The sequence below is a fragment of the Pseudomonas sp. GCEP-101 genome (genome assembly GCF_025133575.1).
Classification (GTDB): Bacteria; Pseudomonadota; Gammaproteobacteria; order Pseudomonadales; family Pseudomonadaceae; genus Pseudomonas; species Pseudomonas nitroreducens_B.
In genome coordinates this window covers 2,734,918-2,749,249 of the sequence record NZ_CP104011.1, presented here as the reverse complement: position 1 = coordinate 2,749,249, position 14,332 = coordinate 2,734,918, and the positions used below count along the sequence as shown (strand labels likewise).

Here is a 14,332-nt window from a genome sequence, read left to right as displayed (position 1 = left end):
GCCGGAGGGCAGGGCCACGATGTATCCCTGTAGGAGCGGGCCATGCCCGCGACCGCGGACAAGGTCCGCGTTTTCATGAACACACCGCGCCTGGGCATTCCCCGGCAACGGCGCCTGTCGGCGCCTTCGCGGGCATGGCCCGCTCCTACAGGGAGAGCCGGTGTGCAGGGTGAGCTGGCGCGTCAGGCGACGAAATCCCCCTGCAACTGCTCCAGCAGCACCTGGATGCGCGCCAGGCGCACGGTGGGGTCGTCCATCTCCAGCAGCACCTGTTTCTGGTCGCGCTCGAAGGGCAGCAGGTAGGCAAGCTGGCAGGCCAGTGCCTGCTGGCCGTTGACCTCCCCGCCCATCTCCAGCGCAGACACCATCGGGTGCATCGACAGCGCCTCCAGCAGCGCGGCGAGGTCGTCGTGCTCCTTGGTCAGCGGCTGGTCGGGCTGCTCGTCCAGCCATTGCACCTCGGCCACGGTCAACTGGTCCGGCTGCACGTTGGCCGAGAGCACGCGGAAGCGCCGCCCGCCCTCCACACGGATGCCCAGCAAGCCGTTGGGCCGCTGCTGCCAGTCGCGGATGTGCGCCTCGCAGCCGACCAGGCTGTAGCGCTCCGGCGCATCGCCGAATTCCTCGCCCTCGACGATGGCCACCACGCCGAACCCGCCGTTCTGCTTCATGCAGCGGCCGATCATGTCCAGGTAGCGCGCCTCGAAGATCTGCAGGTCGAGGCGGCAGCCCGGAAACAACACGGTGTTGAGGGGGAACAGCGGAAAACTCATGGACACTCCGTCATCTCGTTAGGAGAGCAATGCTACCGCCAACGGTAGCAGCACAGCGGTGGCCACGCCCATCAGGCTCATGGCCAGGGCGGCGAAGGCGCCGCACTCCTCGCCCTCCTGCAGGGCGCGGGAGGTGCCCACGGCGTGGGCGGTCATGCCCAACGCCATGCCTTGGGCTGCCGGGTGATGCACGCCGAAGCGGCGCAGCAGTTCCGGCCCGAGGATGGCGCCGAGCACGCCGGTGATCAGCACGAACACCGCCGCCAGCGCCGCCACGCCGCCGATCTGGCTGGCCACCAGCATGGCAATCGGCGAGGTCACCGACTTGGGCGCCAGGCTCATCAGCAGTTCGTGGTCGACGCCGAACAGCCAGCCCAGGCCGATGCCCAGCCCGGTGGCGAACAGCCCGCCGAGCAGCAGGGTGATCAGCGTCGGCCAGAACAGCTGGCGGATGCGCTTGAGGTTGAGGAACAGCGGCACCGCCAGCGCCACGGTGGCGGGGCCGAGGAGGATGGTCAGCACCTTGGCGCTGTTGCTGTATTCGGCGTAATCGATGCCGCAGGCCAGCAGCACCGCGATGACGATCAGCATTGACACCAGTACCGGCTGCAGGAACACCCAGCGCGTGCGCTCGTAGGCGGCCAGGGCCAGCTGGTAGGCGCCCAGGGTGACGCCGACGCAGAACAGCGGATGGTGGATGACGGCGTTCAACGCGCCTTGCCAGTCGAACATCACGCGCCCTCCTTCTGCTTGCGCTGGCGGTCGATGAGCTTCTGCATCAGCCAGCCGGCGAACACGAAGGACACCAGCAGCGACAGCGCCAGGGCGCCGGCAATGGCCCAGAAGTCCGCGGCGATCTGCTTCGCGTAGGCCATCACGCCCACCGCCGCCGGCACCAGCAGCAAGGGCAGGTAGCGCAACAGCGAGGCGGCCGCCTCGTTCACCGGTTTGCTCACCTCGCCGTTCCACACCAGGAAGGCGAACAGCAGCACCAGCCCAATGATGGGGCCGGGAATCATGTGCAGGATGAGAGCATTCAGGCCCGTGCCGAGCAGTTGGAACAGCACCAGCCAGGTCAGTCCGCGTAACAGCATCAGGGAACATCTCCAGCGCAAGGAGCCGCCATTATGCCCGCCCGGCGCCCGCTATGGCTCGGCATTCGCCCAAAGCATGAATGCCGCTGCGGCTTGACCGGCCGCGGCCCCCATGCTGATCTGTTGACGGACCGTTACGCAGGCCGCACTAGAAGAACAACGATATCCCCGGAGGAAACATGGCATTCGTACCCGTAAGCGCACTGAAGGACTACATCGGCAAGGACCTGGGGCATTCGCAGTGGATCACCGTCGATCAACAGCGCATCAACCAGTTCGCCGAGTGCACCGAGGACCACCAGTTCATCCACGTCGACCCGGAGAAGGCGAAGAAGACGCCCTTCGGCGGTACCATCGCCCACGGCTTCCTCTCGCTGTCGCTGATCCCCAAGCTCTGCGAGGGCCTGCTGGTCCTGCCGGAGAACCCCAAGATGGTGGTCAACTACGGCCTGGACAGCGTGCGCTTCATCCAGCCGGTGCCGGTGGACTCGCGCGTGCGCCTGCAGGTGACCATCACCGACATCACCGAGAAGAACCCCGGCCAGTGGCTGATCAAGGCCCGCTGCACGCTGGAGATCGAAGGCCTGCCCAAGCCCGCCTACATCGCCGAATCCCTGAGCCTGTGCTTCGTCTGACCGCGCCTGCTCAGCGCTGAGAAAAAAGCCCGCGTCCGCGGGCTTTTTTGCGTCACACTCAAACGGCGTCCCGCTGATTCGAGAGTCCCGATGCCACGCCACCTCCTGCCCTTGAGCCTCGCCCTGCTCCTTGCCGCCTGCGGCGAAGGCGAACCGCTGTCGCCCCCGGACGCCCGCCTGCCTGACGGCGCCCGCTACCGCGGCGAGGTGGTGAACGGCCAGTTGCAGGGACCGGGGCGGCTGGATTACAGCAACGGTGCCTGGTACGAGGGCGCCTTCGACAAGGGCCTGCAGAGCGGCCAGGGCACCTGGAGCGACGGCAACGGCACGCGCTATGACGGGGAGTTCCACGACGGCCTGTTCGAAGGCCGCGGCCGCCTGCAGTATGCCGACGGCAGTGTCTACGAGGGTCAATTCAAGCGCGGCGAATTCGACGGCGAAGGCAGGCTCTCCCAGGGCGGCAGCACCTACAGCGGCGGCTTCCGCAAGGGCCGCTACGAGGGCATAGGCAGCCTCGAACAGGCCGACGGCACTCGTCACCAGGGCTATTTCGCCAAGGGCGAGGCCAACGGCGAAGGCGCCCGCCGCGACAGCCTGGGCAACCAGTACAGCGGCTCGTTCAAGAACGGCGTGCTCGAAGGCAAGGGCATTTTCCGCGACGACGCTGGCGATCAGTACAGCGGCGAGTTCCGCAACGACCAGTTCGACGGCAACGGACGCTTCCAGAATGCCGATGGCGATGTCTGGTCGGGCCGCTTCAAGGCCGGCGCGCTGAGCGGGCCGGGCGAGTTCATCGGCAGCGATGGCAGCCACTACAAGGGCGACTTCCGCTTCTGGCGCTTCGACGGCCAGGGCACCCTGAGCAAACCCGACGGCCAGACCTACACCGGCGGTTTCGCCCGCGGCGAATACGCCGGCGAAGGCACCCTCACCCGCCGCGATGGCAGCGTGCAGAAAGGCATCTGGCGCGCCGGCCAGTTGCGCCAGGACGCCGCCGGCAAGCGTCTGCCCGATCCGCTGGAAGTGGGCCTGCTGGAACAGGGCGCGCTGCTCGATCAGGCGCTCGCCGCCATCCCGCCGTCCACCCCGGCCATCGAGCTGTACGGTGTCAGCCTGGGTGGCGACGGCAAGCAGAGCGTGTTCCTGCGCGAGGCCGACTATGTCGCCAACCTGCTCGGCGAACGCTTCGGCGCGCGCAGCGTGGTGCGCCTGGTGAACCACCGCGACCACCTCGCCGACCGCCCCATGGCCACCCGCGAAACCCTCGCCCGCACCCTGCGCACCATCGCGCAGCGCAGCGGCCCGGAAGACCTGGTGTTCATCTACCTCACCAGCCACGGCTCCCACGACCACCAACTGGTGCTGGACATGCCGGGCCTGAAGCTCGACGACCTGCCGGCCAGCGAACTGGCCGACCTGCTCGCCCCGCTCAAGGACCGCACCAAGGTGCTGGTGATTTCCGCCTGCTACAGCGGCGGTTTCATCCCCGCGCTCAAGGATGACAAGACCCTGATCATGACCGCCGCGCGCAGCGACCGGCTGTCCTTCGGCTGTTCCGAGGAGGCCGACTTCACCTACTTCGGCGACGCGCTGTTCGCCAAGGCCTTCCGGCAGACCGACGACCTCCGGCAGGCGTTCGCCCTGGCCAGCGCCACCGTGGCGGCGCGCGAGAAGGAGGAGGAATTCGAGCCCTCGGAGCCGCAACTCTGGGCGCCGCCAGGGGTCATTACTCGCTGGCAGGCCCTGCGCGCGCAGCAGACGCACAGCACATTGGCGCAGCGCGACAGCGATGCGCAGGCAAAACGACAGGGCGACAACTAAGCTGGAACATGTGTCAGAGGGGAAACACAGATGTACTCGAAACCGACGAACATCCTGCTAGCTGGCGCCACCGGCCTGACCGGTGAGCATCTGCTCGATCGCATGCTCAACGAGCCCACCGTCCAGCGCGTCATCGCTCCGGCCCGGCGGAAGCTGGCCGAGCACCCACGCCTGGAAAACCCGGTCGGCCCGCTGGCCGAACTCATCCCGCACCTGCTCCAGCCGGTGGACACGGTGTTCTGCTGCCTGGGCACCACCCTCAAGGAAGCCGGCTCGGAGGAGGCGTTCCGCAGCGTCGACTTCGACCTGCCGCTGGCCCTGGGTGAGCGCGGCCTGGCCCTCGGTGCGCGGCACTACATCGTGGTCAGCGCGCTGGGCGCGGACAGCAAATCGTCGATCTTCTACAGCCGGGTCAAGGGCGAACTGGAAGACGCCCTGCGCCAGCAGGGCTGGCAGCAACTGACCATCGCGCGGCCGTCGCTGCTGCTGGGCCAGCGCGAGGAGGTCCGCCTGGCCGAACTGCTCGCCGCGCCCTTCGCCCGCATCCTGCCGGGCAAGCTGCACGGCATCGAAGCCATCGCCCTGGCCCGTGCGCTCTGGCGCCTGGCGCTGGAAACCGGCAAGGGCACCCGCATCGTCGAGTCGGACGAACTGCGCAAGCTGGGCAAATAACCCCACCACACACCGAAGGCGTACAACCGTTCGCGGCTGCACGCCGATGTTGCTCTTCGTAGGAGCGGGCTTGCTCGCGAATCAGCGCAACGGCGAATGCCGGTGCCGCCGGGAGTTTGGGAGGTTCGCGAGCAAGCTCGCTCCTACAATGGCCCCTCCACTCACCGACGCCCAGTGTAGGAGCGGGCCATGCCCGCGAAGGGCGCCTGCAAGGCGCCCTGCCCGGGAGCGCCCAGGCATCCGGTAGGCAACGCGTGTATCGATGAGCGCGGACCTTGTCCGCGGTCGCGGGCGTGGCCCGCTCCTACAGGATGAGTCCTCCGGCCATCCGGACATGCGGGAACCGCCGCGCCTTTGTAGAAGTGTCTTTCTCTGACAGTCCGTGCCGAGAACTTCCCTCTCCCTAACCCTGGCTGCGCGCCCCGCTCCGAAGGGAGAGAGGACCGGTCGGTGCAGGAGGAATCCAGATCGCCAGCCGGCACGGACAGCTCCCTCTCCCTTGAGGGAGAGGGCGGGGGAGAGGGCAGCCCCAGCCGCTCTCACCTCTGATCCTGGCGAGACCGACTGACACAAGCGGGCCATGCGCCTGAAGGGCGCCCCTGCCTGGGAACGTCCCAGCATCCGTTAGGCAACGCGTGTATCGATGAGCGCGGACCTTGTCCGCGTTCGCGGGCGTGCCCGCTCCTACAGGGAAGTCTACGACCATCCGAACAGGGAGCGCCGCCCCAGTGCCGGAGCGGGCCAGCCGAACAGGCAGGAAACACTAGTACCGAGAGGGAGGCTGGGCTAGTTGCCGCCCCACACCTGCAGGCCGACGCCCAGTTCCGCGGCGATGGACAGCGGCAGCAGCAAGGTATCCAGCAGCGCGCTGCCGGGCAGGTCGAGGGCCGGGTAGGCCGGTGCGTCGGTGCCGAAGTGGTCTTTCGGGCAGCAGCCGCCATTGAGCGAATACCAGTCCAGCCGCGTGCCGGCGTAGATCAGCGGATCACCCGGCCGGCTGTCGTTGAGGGTCTTCACGGTGGCGCAGCCGCCCAGTTGCAGCAGCAACAGGGCGGCAAGGAGCTTATTCGTCACTGACAAGATGGTGTTCGCCCCAGCGCGGCAGCATGTCCTGGGGGATGCCCAGCTGATTGAGAATCCGCGCGACGACGAAGTCGATCAGGTCGTCCACCGTCTGCGGCTGGTGATAGAAGCCCGGAGCGGCCGGGAGGATCACCGCGCCCATGTTGGACAGCTTGAGCATGTTCTCCAGGTGGATGCTGGAGAACGGCGCCTCGCGCGGCACCAGGATCAACTGCCGGCGCTCCTTCAGGGCCACGTCGGCGGCGCGTTCGATCAGGTTGTTGCAGGCGCCGGTGGCGATGGCCGAGAGCGTCCCGGTCGAACAGGGCACCACCACCATCGCGCTCGGCGCGCCGGAACCGGAGGCCACCGGGGCCATCCAGTCTTCCTTGCCGTACACGCGGATCTGCCCCGGCGCGGCGCCGGTGTATTCGCTCAAGAAAGCCTGCATCGCCTGCGGCTTGCTCGGCAGGGTCACGTCGGTCTCGGTGGCCACCACCAGTTGCGCGGCCTTGGAGATCAGGAAGTGCACCTCGCGGTCTTCCTGCACCAGGCAGTCGAGCAGGCGCAGGCCATACTGCGCGCCGGAGGCGCCGGTCATGGCGAGGGTGACGCGTTCGGCTCCGGCCATGCTCAGCCCTCCAGCGCCTGGGCCAGCTTGCCGTGCAGGCCGCCGAACCCGCCGTTGCTCATGATCACCACCTGGGTGCCCGGCGTGGCGATCGCCTTCACGCCCTCGATAATGGCATCCAGCGAATCGCAGACCTGCGTGGGCACGGTGGAGCTGGCCACGGTGGCGGCCAGGTCCCAGCCCAGGTTCGGCGGCGCGTACCAGAACACGTTGTCGGCCTGCACCACGGACTCCGGCAGGCCGTCGCGGTGGGCGCCGAGCTTCATGGAGTTGGAGCGCGGCTCGACCACGGCGATCACCGGCGCATCGCCAACGCGCTTGCGCAGGCCGTCCAGCGTGGTGGCGATGGCGGTCGGGTGATGGGCGAAATCGTCGTAGATGGTCACGCCGTTGACCTCGGCGACCTTCTCCATGCGCCGCTTGACGCTCTTGAAGGCCGACAGCGCGGCGCAACCCAGCTCCGGCACCACGCCGACATGCCGGGCCGCCGCGAGGCAGGCCAGGGCGTTGGCGACGTTGTGCTGGCCGGTCAGCTCCCAGTCCACGGTGCCCTGCGGCTTGCCGTCGAACAGCACCTCGAAGTGCGAGCCGTCTTCACTGAGCAGGCGCGCCTGCCACTGGCCGCCTTCGCCGGTGGTCTGCACCGGGGTCCAGCAGCCCATGTCGATCACGCGCTTGAGCGCGGTCTCGGCGGTGGGGTGGATGACCAGGCCTTCGCCGGGGATGGTCCGCACCAGGTGGTGGAACTGCCGTTCGATGGCGGCGAGGTCGGGGAAGATGTCCGCGTGGTCGAACTCCAGGTTGTTCAGGATCGCCGTGCGCGGGTGGTAATGGACGAACTTGGAGCGCTTGTCGAAGAAGGCGCTGTCGTACTCGTCGGCCTCGACCACGAAGAACGGCGTGCCGCCCAGGCGCGCGGAGACGCCGAAGTTCTGCGGTACGCCGCCGATCAGGAAGCCTGGGCTCATGCCGGCGTGTTCCAGTACCCAGGCCAGCATGCTGCTGGTGGTGGTCTTGCCGTGGGTGCCGGCGGCAGCCAGCACCCAGCGGCCCTGCAGTACGTGGTCGGCCAGCCACTGCGGGCCGGAGACGTAGGGCAGCCCCTTGTTCAGCACGTATTCCACCGCCGGGTTGCCGCGCGACAGCGCGTTGCCCACCACCACCAGGTCCGGAGCCGGCTCCAGGTGGGCGGGGTCGTAGCCCTGCATCAGCTCGATGCCCTGGGCCTGCAGCTGGGTGCTCATGGGCGGGTAGACGTTGGCGTCGGAGCCGGTCACGCGGTGGCCCAGTTCCTTCGCCAGGACGGCCAGCGACCCCATGAAGGTGCCGCAGATGCCGAGGATGTGGATATGCATGCAGACTCCTGCAATCAAGCCTGTGAAGGCGCTTCGAATGGGCGGCAGAGTAGCACAGCGCGCCCCCGCGCGGCCCGCCGCCGGGGCATCAGACGACGAGGTGGGGAGGCGGTTCCCGGTGGAGGGGGAAGGCGTTCACTTTTCCATCATCGCCGTGCGTTTCAAGTCGGCGGTGGTCGACGGGGATATCCGTGCTTGCGCGTCCCCCTCACCCCAGCCCTCTCCCTCAGGGAGAGGGGGCAGATCGTGCCGGCTGATGCCGAGGCTTCATCCTGCACCATACGGCCCCCTCCCCCTTCAGGGGGAGGGTTACGGAGAGGGAGCGGAGTCAATCGAAGCGCCTGCCCCACGCCCAAGCACCATTCGCGAGCAAGCTCGCTCCTACAGGCTCGGCGAACGCGCTCTTCGTAGGAGCGAGCTTGCTCGCGAACCGCACGGCACCGGGCCGAGCGCGGCCCCGGATAGCCCTGCGCATGTTTCGCCCTCTCCCCCTCTCCCTGAAGGGAGAGGGGGCCGTCTGCGCCGGCTGATGCCGAGGTCTCATCCTGCACCATGCGGTCCCCTCCCCCTTCAGGGGGAGGGTTAGGGAGAGGGAGCGGAGTCAATCGAAGCGCCTGCCCAACGCCCAAGCACCGTTCGCGAGCAAGCTCGCTCCTACAGGCCCGGCGAACGCGCTCTTCGTAGGAGCGAGCTTGCTCGCAAACCGCATAGCACCGGGCCGAGCGCGGCCCCGGATAGCCCTGCGCATATTTCGCCCTCTCCCTGAAGGGAGAGGGGGCTATCTGTGCCGGCTGATGCCGAGGCCTCATCCTGCACCATGCTGTCCCCTCCCCCTTCAGGGGGAGGGTTAGGGAGAGGGGGAGGAGTCAATCGAAGCGCCCGCTCAAGACCCAAGCACCGTTCGCGAGCAAGCTCGCTCCTACAGGCTCGGCGAACGCGCTCTTCGTAGGAGCGAGCTTGCTCGCGAACCGCATGGCACCGGGCCAATGGCGGACGGAGTGCGCTCCTACGACAGCTGCTTCCTGCTCAACCCGTGGCGGTTGAGCTTGCGGTACAGCGTGTTGCGGCTGATGCCCAGGTGCTGCGCCACCCGGCTGACATGCCAGTGATGCGCCTCGAGCACCTCCAGCAGCGCATTGCGTTCGGCCGCGCCGAGGGTGTCGCCGCCGTCCTCGGCCACGGTGGCCGGTGGGGCAGCAGGCGCCGGCGCGCGGCGCAGGTCCGGCGGCAGGTCGGCCATCTGGATGCGGCCGCCCTCGCACAACGCACACAGCGTGCGCAGCACGTTGCGCAGCTGGCGCACGTTGCCCGGCCAGGGGAAATCCAGCAGGTGTCGGCGGACGTCGTCGTCCAGGCGCACGCTGCGGCCCTTGCTTTCCTCGGCCAGCAGGTGGTCGAGCAGCGCGCCGCGGTCGCTGCGTTCGCGCAGCGGCGGGAGCGCCACGACCAGGCCGTTGAGGCGGTAGTAGAGGTCTTCGCGGAACTGCCCGGCGGCCACCAGCGCCTCCAGGTCGCGGTGGCTGGCGCTGATCAGGCGGATATCCACATCCTGCGGCTCGCCGCCGATGGGCACCACCTGGCGCTCTTCCAGCACGCGCAGCAGGCGGGTTTGCAGCGCCAGCGGCATGTCGCCGATCTCGTCGAGGAACAGCGTGCCGCCGTCGGCCTGCTGCAGCTTGCCGCGCATGCCTTCCTTGCGCGCGCCGGTGAAACTGCCGCCGCGGTAGCCGAACAATTCGCTCTCGATCAGGGTTTCGGGAATCGCCGCGCAGTTCAGCGCGACGAAGCTCTTGCCGGCGCGCTCGCCGCCAAGGTGCACGGCGCGGGCGAACGCCTCCTTGCCGGTGCCGGTCTCGCCTTGCAGCAGCAGCGGTACGTCGTGGGCGTAGACCTTCAACGCGCGGCGGAAATCATGGGCCAGTTGCGCATCGTCGATGCACAGCCCCTTGGCCAGCGGCGCGCGCGGCAGCACCGGCGCGGCGGCGATGGGGCGCTTGCCGCGCAGCAGCGCATAGAGGGTGCGCCCGGCGTGGGTGCGCAGCGGCCAGCTGGCATTGGGCTGCGGGTCGGCGCGGCCGAACAGGTCGTCCAGCCGGCACTCGAAGAACTGGTCGAGGCAGCGGCCGATGAGGCTTTCCCGGCGGCTGCCGAGCAGGTTGATGGCGCTCTGGTTCGCCGCGCGGATGCGCCCGTCGGCGCCGAAGGCCAGCATGCCTTCGCTGAACAGCCCGAGGCCGTCCGGTTGCAGGTGGAAGCGCAGCAGCCACTGGTCCTCGAAGTGACGCAGGAAGTAGCAGCTCTCGATGGCCTTGGCCGAGAGGTTGACCAGCGCCATCGTGTGGAACTGGCTCTGCCGCGAGACATCACGACGGGCGGAGGACACATCGAGCACCGCCAGCAGCTCGCCCTGAGGGTCGAATACCGGGCTGGCCGAGCAGGTCAGGCCGGTGTGGCGGCTGCGGAAATGTTCGTCCTGGTGGATGGTCAGCGCCTGGCGCTCCACCAGGCAGGTGCCGATGCCGTTGGTGCCTTCGCGGGCCTCGCTCCAGTCGGCGCCGAGCCACAGCCCGGCCTGTTCGAAGGTGCGGCGTTCGGCGGCTTCGCTGACACAGTTGAGGATGACTCCGCGGGAATCGGTGAGCAGCACCGCGTGGCCGGCGCCGGACAGCTGCTGGTGCAGACTGTTCATCTCGCCGCTGGCGATCTCCAGCACCTGACGATGGCGCTCGCGGACCTCGAGCATGCGCGCGTGCTCCAGCACGGCCGGCGCCATGGGCTGCGCAGGGTCCAGGTGGTACTGCTCCAGGCAGCGCATCCAGGAGCGGGCGATCGACGGGTCCGCGCCGGGGGCACCGGCGGGGGCCTTGCCCTCGGCCACAGTCATGACCTGGCGGGCGTGGCGGCTCAAATCGTTGGCGCGCATTCTTGTTGTTCTCCGCATGGGGGACGGGGAGGCAGCCCCGGATTCCGTCGCAGTCCTGTCGGACAATTCGTCGGAACACGAGACAGCATCCCCCACGCGCCGGGCCAATGCAACGTCTGGCCGACCGTCAGGTCACGACTGTCACGGATACGGGACAAAGTGTCACCCGGCGCTGTGCCAGGGGCGTCACAGCGGGCCTTCCGCCCCATCGCCGCGTACCCGTCCAGGCCACGGGCGGCGCGCCTTTCACTGGCATGGCCCAGCCCTTGCTCTACGCTGAATCAACGTCCTCCCCAACAAGCACAAGACCCAGGAGATCCGACCATGCGTTATGCCCATCCCGGTAGCGAAGGCGCCATCGTTTCGTTCAAGGCGCGCTACGGCAACTACATCGGCGGCGAATTCGTCCCGCCGGTGAAGGGTCAGTACTTCACCAACACCTCGCCGGTGAATGGCCAGCCCATCGCCGAATTCCCCCGCTCCACCGCCGAAGACATCGACAAGGCGCTGGACGCCGCCCATGCCGCCGCCGATGCCTGGGGCCGCACCTCGGTGCAGGACCGCTCGCTGGTGCTGCTGAAGATCGCCGACCGCATCGAACAGAACCTGGAGCTGCTGGCCGTCACCGAGACCTGGGACAACGGCAAGCCGATCCGCGAAACCCTCAATGCCGACATCCCGCTGGCCGCCGACCACTTCCGCTACTTCGCCGGCTGCATCCGCGCCCAGGAAGGCAGCGCCGCCGAGATCAACGACACCACCGTCGCGTACCACATCCACGAGCCGCTGGGCGTAGTCGGGCAGATCATCCCGTGGAACTTCCCGCTGCTGATGGCCGCGTGGAAGCTGGCCCCGGCCCTGGCCGCCGGCAACTGCATCGTGCTCAAGCCGGCCGAGCAGACCCCGCTGGGCATCAGCGTGCTGATGGAGCTGATCGGCGACCTGCTGCCCAAGGGCGTGCTCAACGTCGTTCAGGGCTTCGGCAAGGAGGCCGGCGAGGCGCTGGCCACCAGCAAGCGCATCGCCAAGATCGCCTTCACCGGCTCCACCCCGGTGGGCTCGCACATCCTCAAGTGCGCCGCCGAGAACATCATCCCGTCCACCGTGGAGCTGGGCGGCAAGAGCCCGAACATCTACTTCGAAGACATCATGCAGGCCGAGGAAACCTTCATCGAGAAGGCCGCCGAGGGCCTGGTGCTGGCCTTCTTCAACCAGGGCGAGGTGTGCACCTGCCCGTCGCGGGCGCTGGTGCAGGAATCCATCTACCCGCAGTTCATGGACGTGGTGCTGAAGAAGGTGAAGGCCATCAAGCGCGGCGACCCGCTGGACACCGACACCATGGTCGGCGCCCAGGCCTCGCAGCAGCAGTACGAGAAGATCCTTTCCTACCTCGACATCGCCCAGCAGGAAGGCGCGCAGATCCTGGCCGGTGGCTCGGTCGAGAAGCTCGATGGCAGCCTCTCCACCGGCTATTACATCCAGCCGACCCTGCTCAAGGGCAGCAACAAGATGCGCGTGTTCCAGGAGGAAATCTTCGGCCCGGTGGTGGGCGTGACCACCTTCAAGGACGAAGCCGAAGCCCTGGCGATTGCCAACGACACCGAATACGGCCTGGGCGCTGGCGTCTGGACCCGCGACATCAACCGCGCGTACCGCATGGGTCGTGGCATCAAGGCCGGCCGCGTGTGGACCAACTGCTACCACCTGTACCCGGCGCACGCCGCGTTCGGTGGCTACAAGAAATCCGGCGTGGGCCGCGAGACCCACAAGATGATGCTCGACCACTACCAGCAGACCAAGAACCTGCTGGTGAGCTACGACATCAACCCGCTGGGCTTCTTCTGAGTTCCGCTGCTCCACCGCCCGGCGCGAGCCGGGCATTCTCTCCAATCGATCTTTGCGCGGCCTGCGGGCCGCGCTTTTTTTATGCCTGTGGGAAACTGCCTTCTCATGAAAGCCCGCGCCAGGGCCTCCCCTCACCCCCGCCCTGGCTGCGCGCCCCGCTCCGAAGGGAGAGGGAGCAGATCGTGCCGGCTGACGGCGTGGTTTCACCCTGCACCGAACAGTCCCCTCTCCCTTCAGGGAGAGGGTTAGGGAGAGGGCAGCCTTTGTGCACGTGATCAGGTAGGAGCGGACTTCGTCCGCGATAGATTCGCGACGCGCCGGATGTCATCGCGGACGGAGTCCGCTCCTACGTGTCGCAGGGACTCTGTAGGAGCGGGCCATGCCCGCGATCCGTATGCAGGCCGCCGGCATGGCCGGCGATCGCGGGCATGGCCCGCTACTACAGTGGGAAACCTCAGCCGGCGTCGCTGCGCCACTGCCGCGGGCTCACGCCGAACCAGCGGCGGAACGCGCGGGAGAAGGCGCTGGTCTCGGAATAGCCCAGCAGAGGCGCCAGTTCGGAGATCGGTCGCTGCGGCTGGCGCAGGTAGTGCAGCGCCAGCTCGCGACGGGTGTTTTCCACCAGTTGGCTGAAGCTCAGCCCCGCCTCGCGCAGGCGGCGTTGCAGGCCGGCGGTGGTGAGTTCCAGCTGCTCGGCGATGACCTCCAGCGACGGCTCGCCGTCCGCCAGCGCGAGGCGGATCTGGGTGCCGGCATCCTCCACCAGGTTCGGCGCGCCGCCCTGCTCGCCCAGGCGGCGAATCACGTCCTGCACCAGGAACAGCAAATTGGCGTCGCGCTCGGGCATCTGCCGGCCATACAGGTCGTGCTTGGGAATCAGCATCGAATTGCAGCCGCGCTGGAACAGCACCGGCGCGTCGAACACCCGACCATGCTCCTGCCAGCCTTCCGGCCGCGCGTGTTCGAAGCTCACCGCGCGCGGCGCCCATTGCGGGCCGAGCACGTGGCGCATCAGGTTCAGCGCCATGCCCAGGGTCAGTTCGGCGTCCTGGCGGCGGTCGAGGATCGCGCCGTGGCGCACCTGGTAGTCGAAGCGGTAGCACTCGCCGCAATCCACCAGGCGGATCAGGGTGTCGTGCTGGTGATAGGGGAAGGCGGCGGCGAAGTTCTTCAGCGCCTCCTCCAACGTCTCCGAACACAGCCCGACATACCCCAGCAGGCCAAGCTCGCGCGGGCGGAACTGCTCGCCGTAGCGCAGCCCGAAGTTGTCGCAGCCCGATTGCCGCGCGGCCTCCTCCAGTACCTGGCAGTAGTTGGTCAGCGCCAGGCTCAGGGTCGGATGCAGCAGGCGCTCCGGGTCGATGCCGGCGCGGCCGAACACGCGGTCGATGTCGCCGCCCTGGTCGCCGATGAAGCGGCCCAGGCCGCTGGCGGCGGCGGACAGTACGCCGATGTTGCTGGCCAGGGGCAGGCTCAGGCCGGAGGGAGAAAACAGAGGCTGGCTCATGTCGGTTACCGATC

Annotated in this window: 12 protein-coding genes; 4 read left to right on the top strand and 8 right to left on the bottom strand. The window is 68.0% G+C overall.

Annotation, left to right across the window (positions count from 1 at the left end):
• Nucleotides 1-182: 182 nt before the first annotated feature.
• Genes N0B71_RS12600 through N0B71_RS12590 form a run of 3 tightly spaced genes read right to left on the bottom strand, consistent with a single transcriptional unit; the run spans nucleotide 183 to nucleotide 1,867 of the window.
• A complete protein-coding gene (locus N0B71_RS12600; protein WP_259759199.1) occupies nucleotides 183-773 on the bottom strand; it encodes an LON peptidase substrate-binding domain-containing protein in 591 nt (196 codons plus the stop codon).
• A gap of 18 nt (nucleotides 774-791) precedes the next feature.
• A complete protein-coding gene (locus tag N0B71_RS12595; RefSeq protein WP_259759198.1) occupies nucleotides 792-1,505 on the bottom strand; it encodes an LrgB family protein in 714 nt (237 codons plus the stop codon).
• Entirely contained in the window at nucleotides 1,505-1,867 is a 363-nt protein-coding gene (locus N0B71_RS12590; RefSeq protein ID WP_045217069.1) for a CidA/LrgA family protein, read from the bottom strand. Before N0B71_RS12590 ends, N0B71_RS12595 begins: the two co-directional genes overlap by 1 nt.
• Nucleotides 1,868-2,046: 179 nt before the next feature.
• Between N0B71_RS12590 and N0B71_RS12585 the strand changes: the two genes are divergently transcribed.
• From N0B71_RS12585 to N0B71_RS12575, 3 genes are all read left to right on the top strand, one after another.
• Nucleotides 2,047-2,502 (top strand): MaoC family dehydratase, encoded by a 456-nt coding sequence (locus N0B71_RS12585; protein WP_045217066.1) that lies wholly within the window; start codon nucleotides 2,047-2,049, stop codon nucleotides 2,500-2,502.
• A gap of 90 nt (nucleotides 2,503-2,592) precedes the next feature.
• On the top strand, nucleotides 2,593-4,323 hold the full coding sequence (locus N0B71_RS12580) for a C13 family peptidase (RefSeq protein ID WP_259759197.1): 1,731 nt from the start codon (nucleotides 2,593-2,595) through the stop codon (nucleotides 4,321-4,323).
• 30 nt (nucleotides 4,324-4,353) lie between these two features.
• Nucleotides 4,354-4,995, top strand: a complete 642-nt coding sequence (locus N0B71_RS12575; protein WP_259759196.1) for an oxidoreductase — start codon at nucleotides 4,354-4,356, stop codon at nucleotides 4,993-4,995.
• Between the two features lie 786 nt (nucleotides 4,996-5,781).
• Here the strand turns inward: N0B71_RS12575 and N0B71_RS12570 are convergent.
• From N0B71_RS12570 to N0B71_RS12555, 4 genes are all read right to left on the bottom strand, one after another.
• A complete protein-coding gene (locus tag N0B71_RS12570) occupies nucleotides 5,782-6,069 on the bottom strand; it encodes a YceK/YidQ family lipoprotein (protein ID WP_259759544.1) in 288 nt (95 codons plus the stop codon).
• On the bottom strand, nucleotides 6,059-6,688 hold the full coding sequence (gene ubiX / locus N0B71_RS12565) for a flavin prenyltransferase UbiX (protein ID WP_017521701.1): 630 nt from the start codon (nucleotides 6,686-6,688) through the stop codon (nucleotides 6,059-6,061). The genes N0B71_RS12570 and ubiX overlap by 11 nt, the downstream gene beginning before the upstream one ends.
• A 2-nt stretch (nucleotides 6,689-6,690) precedes the next feature.
• Nucleotides 6,691-8,043, bottom strand: a complete 1,353-nt coding sequence (gene mpl, locus N0B71_RS12560; protein ID WP_259759195.1) for a UDP-N-acetylmuramate:L-alanyl-gamma-D-glutamyl-meso-diaminopimelate ligase — start codon at nucleotides 8,041-8,043, stop codon at nucleotides 6,691-6,693.
• Between the two features lie 1,006 nt (nucleotides 8,044-9,049).
• Nucleotides 9,050-10,966: a sigma-54-dependent Fis family transcriptional regulator gene (locus tag N0B71_RS12555; RefSeq protein ID WP_259759194.1), complete on the bottom strand. Its 1,917-nt coding sequence runs from the start codon at nucleotides 10,964-10,966 to the stop codon at nucleotides 9,050-9,052.
• 324 nt (nucleotides 10,967-11,290) lie between these two features.
• On the opposite strand from N0B71_RS12555, the gene exaC reads away from it, so the two are divergent.
• Entirely contained in the window at nucleotides 11,291-12,811 is a 1,521-nt protein-coding gene (exaC, locus tag N0B71_RS12550) for an acetaldehyde dehydrogenase ExaC (protein ID WP_259759193.1), read from the top strand.
• Between the two features lie 454 nt (nucleotides 12,812-13,265).
• Here exaC and qhpR read toward each other — a convergent pair whose 3' ends face one another.
• Nucleotides 13,266-14,318, bottom strand: a complete 1,053-nt coding sequence (gene qhpR, locus N0B71_RS12545; protein WP_259759192.1) for an AraC-like transcriptional regulator QhpR — start codon at nucleotides 14,316-14,318, stop codon at nucleotides 13,266-13,268.
• Nucleotides 14,319-14,332: the final 14 nt, after the last annotated feature.

Bases quoted from the DNA above. Each gene is read 5' to 3' on its own strand.
- mpl (WP_259759195.1), bottom strand. From the start codon at position 8,043: ATGCATATCCACATCCTCGGCATCTGCGGCACCTTCATGGGGTCGCTG.
- ubiX (WP_017521701.1), bottom strand. From the start codon at position 6,688: ATGGCCGGAGCCGAACGCGTCACCCTCGCCATGACCGGCGCCTCCGGC.
- N0B71_RS12590 (WP_045217069.1), bottom strand. From the start codon at position 1,867: ATGCTGTTACGCGGACTGACCTGGCTGGTGCTGTTCCAACTGCTCGGC.
- N0B71_RS12555 (WP_259759194.1), bottom strand. From the start codon at position 10,966: ATGCGCGCCAACGATTTGAGCCGCCACGCCCGCCAGGTCATGACTGTG.
- N0B71_RS12600 (WP_259759199.1), bottom strand. From the start codon at position 773: ATGAGTTTTCCGCTGTTCCCCCTCAACACCGTGTTGTTTCCGGGCTGC.
- N0B71_RS12580 (WP_259759197.1), top strand. From the start codon at position 2,593: ATGCCACGCCACCTCCTGCCCTTGAGCCTCGCCCTGCTCCTTGCCGCC.
- N0B71_RS12575 (WP_259759196.1), top strand. From the start codon at position 4,354: ATGTACTCGAAACCGACGAACATCCTGCTAGCTGGCGCCACCGGCCTG.
- N0B71_RS12595 (WP_259759198.1), bottom strand. From the start codon at position 1,505: ATGTTCGACTGGCAAGGCGCGTTGAACGCCGTCATCCACCATCCGCTG.
- N0B71_RS12585 (WP_045217066.1), top strand. From the start codon at position 2,047: ATGGCATTCGTACCCGTAAGCGCACTGAAGGACTACATCGGCAAGGAC.
- exaC (WP_259759193.1), top strand. From the start codon at position 11,291: ATGCGTTATGCCCATCCCGGTAGCGAAGGCGCCATCGTTTCGTTCAAG.
- qhpR (WP_259759192.1), bottom strand. From the start codon at position 14,318: ATGAGCCAGCCTCTGTTTTCTCCCTCCGGCCTGAGCCTGCCCCTGGCC.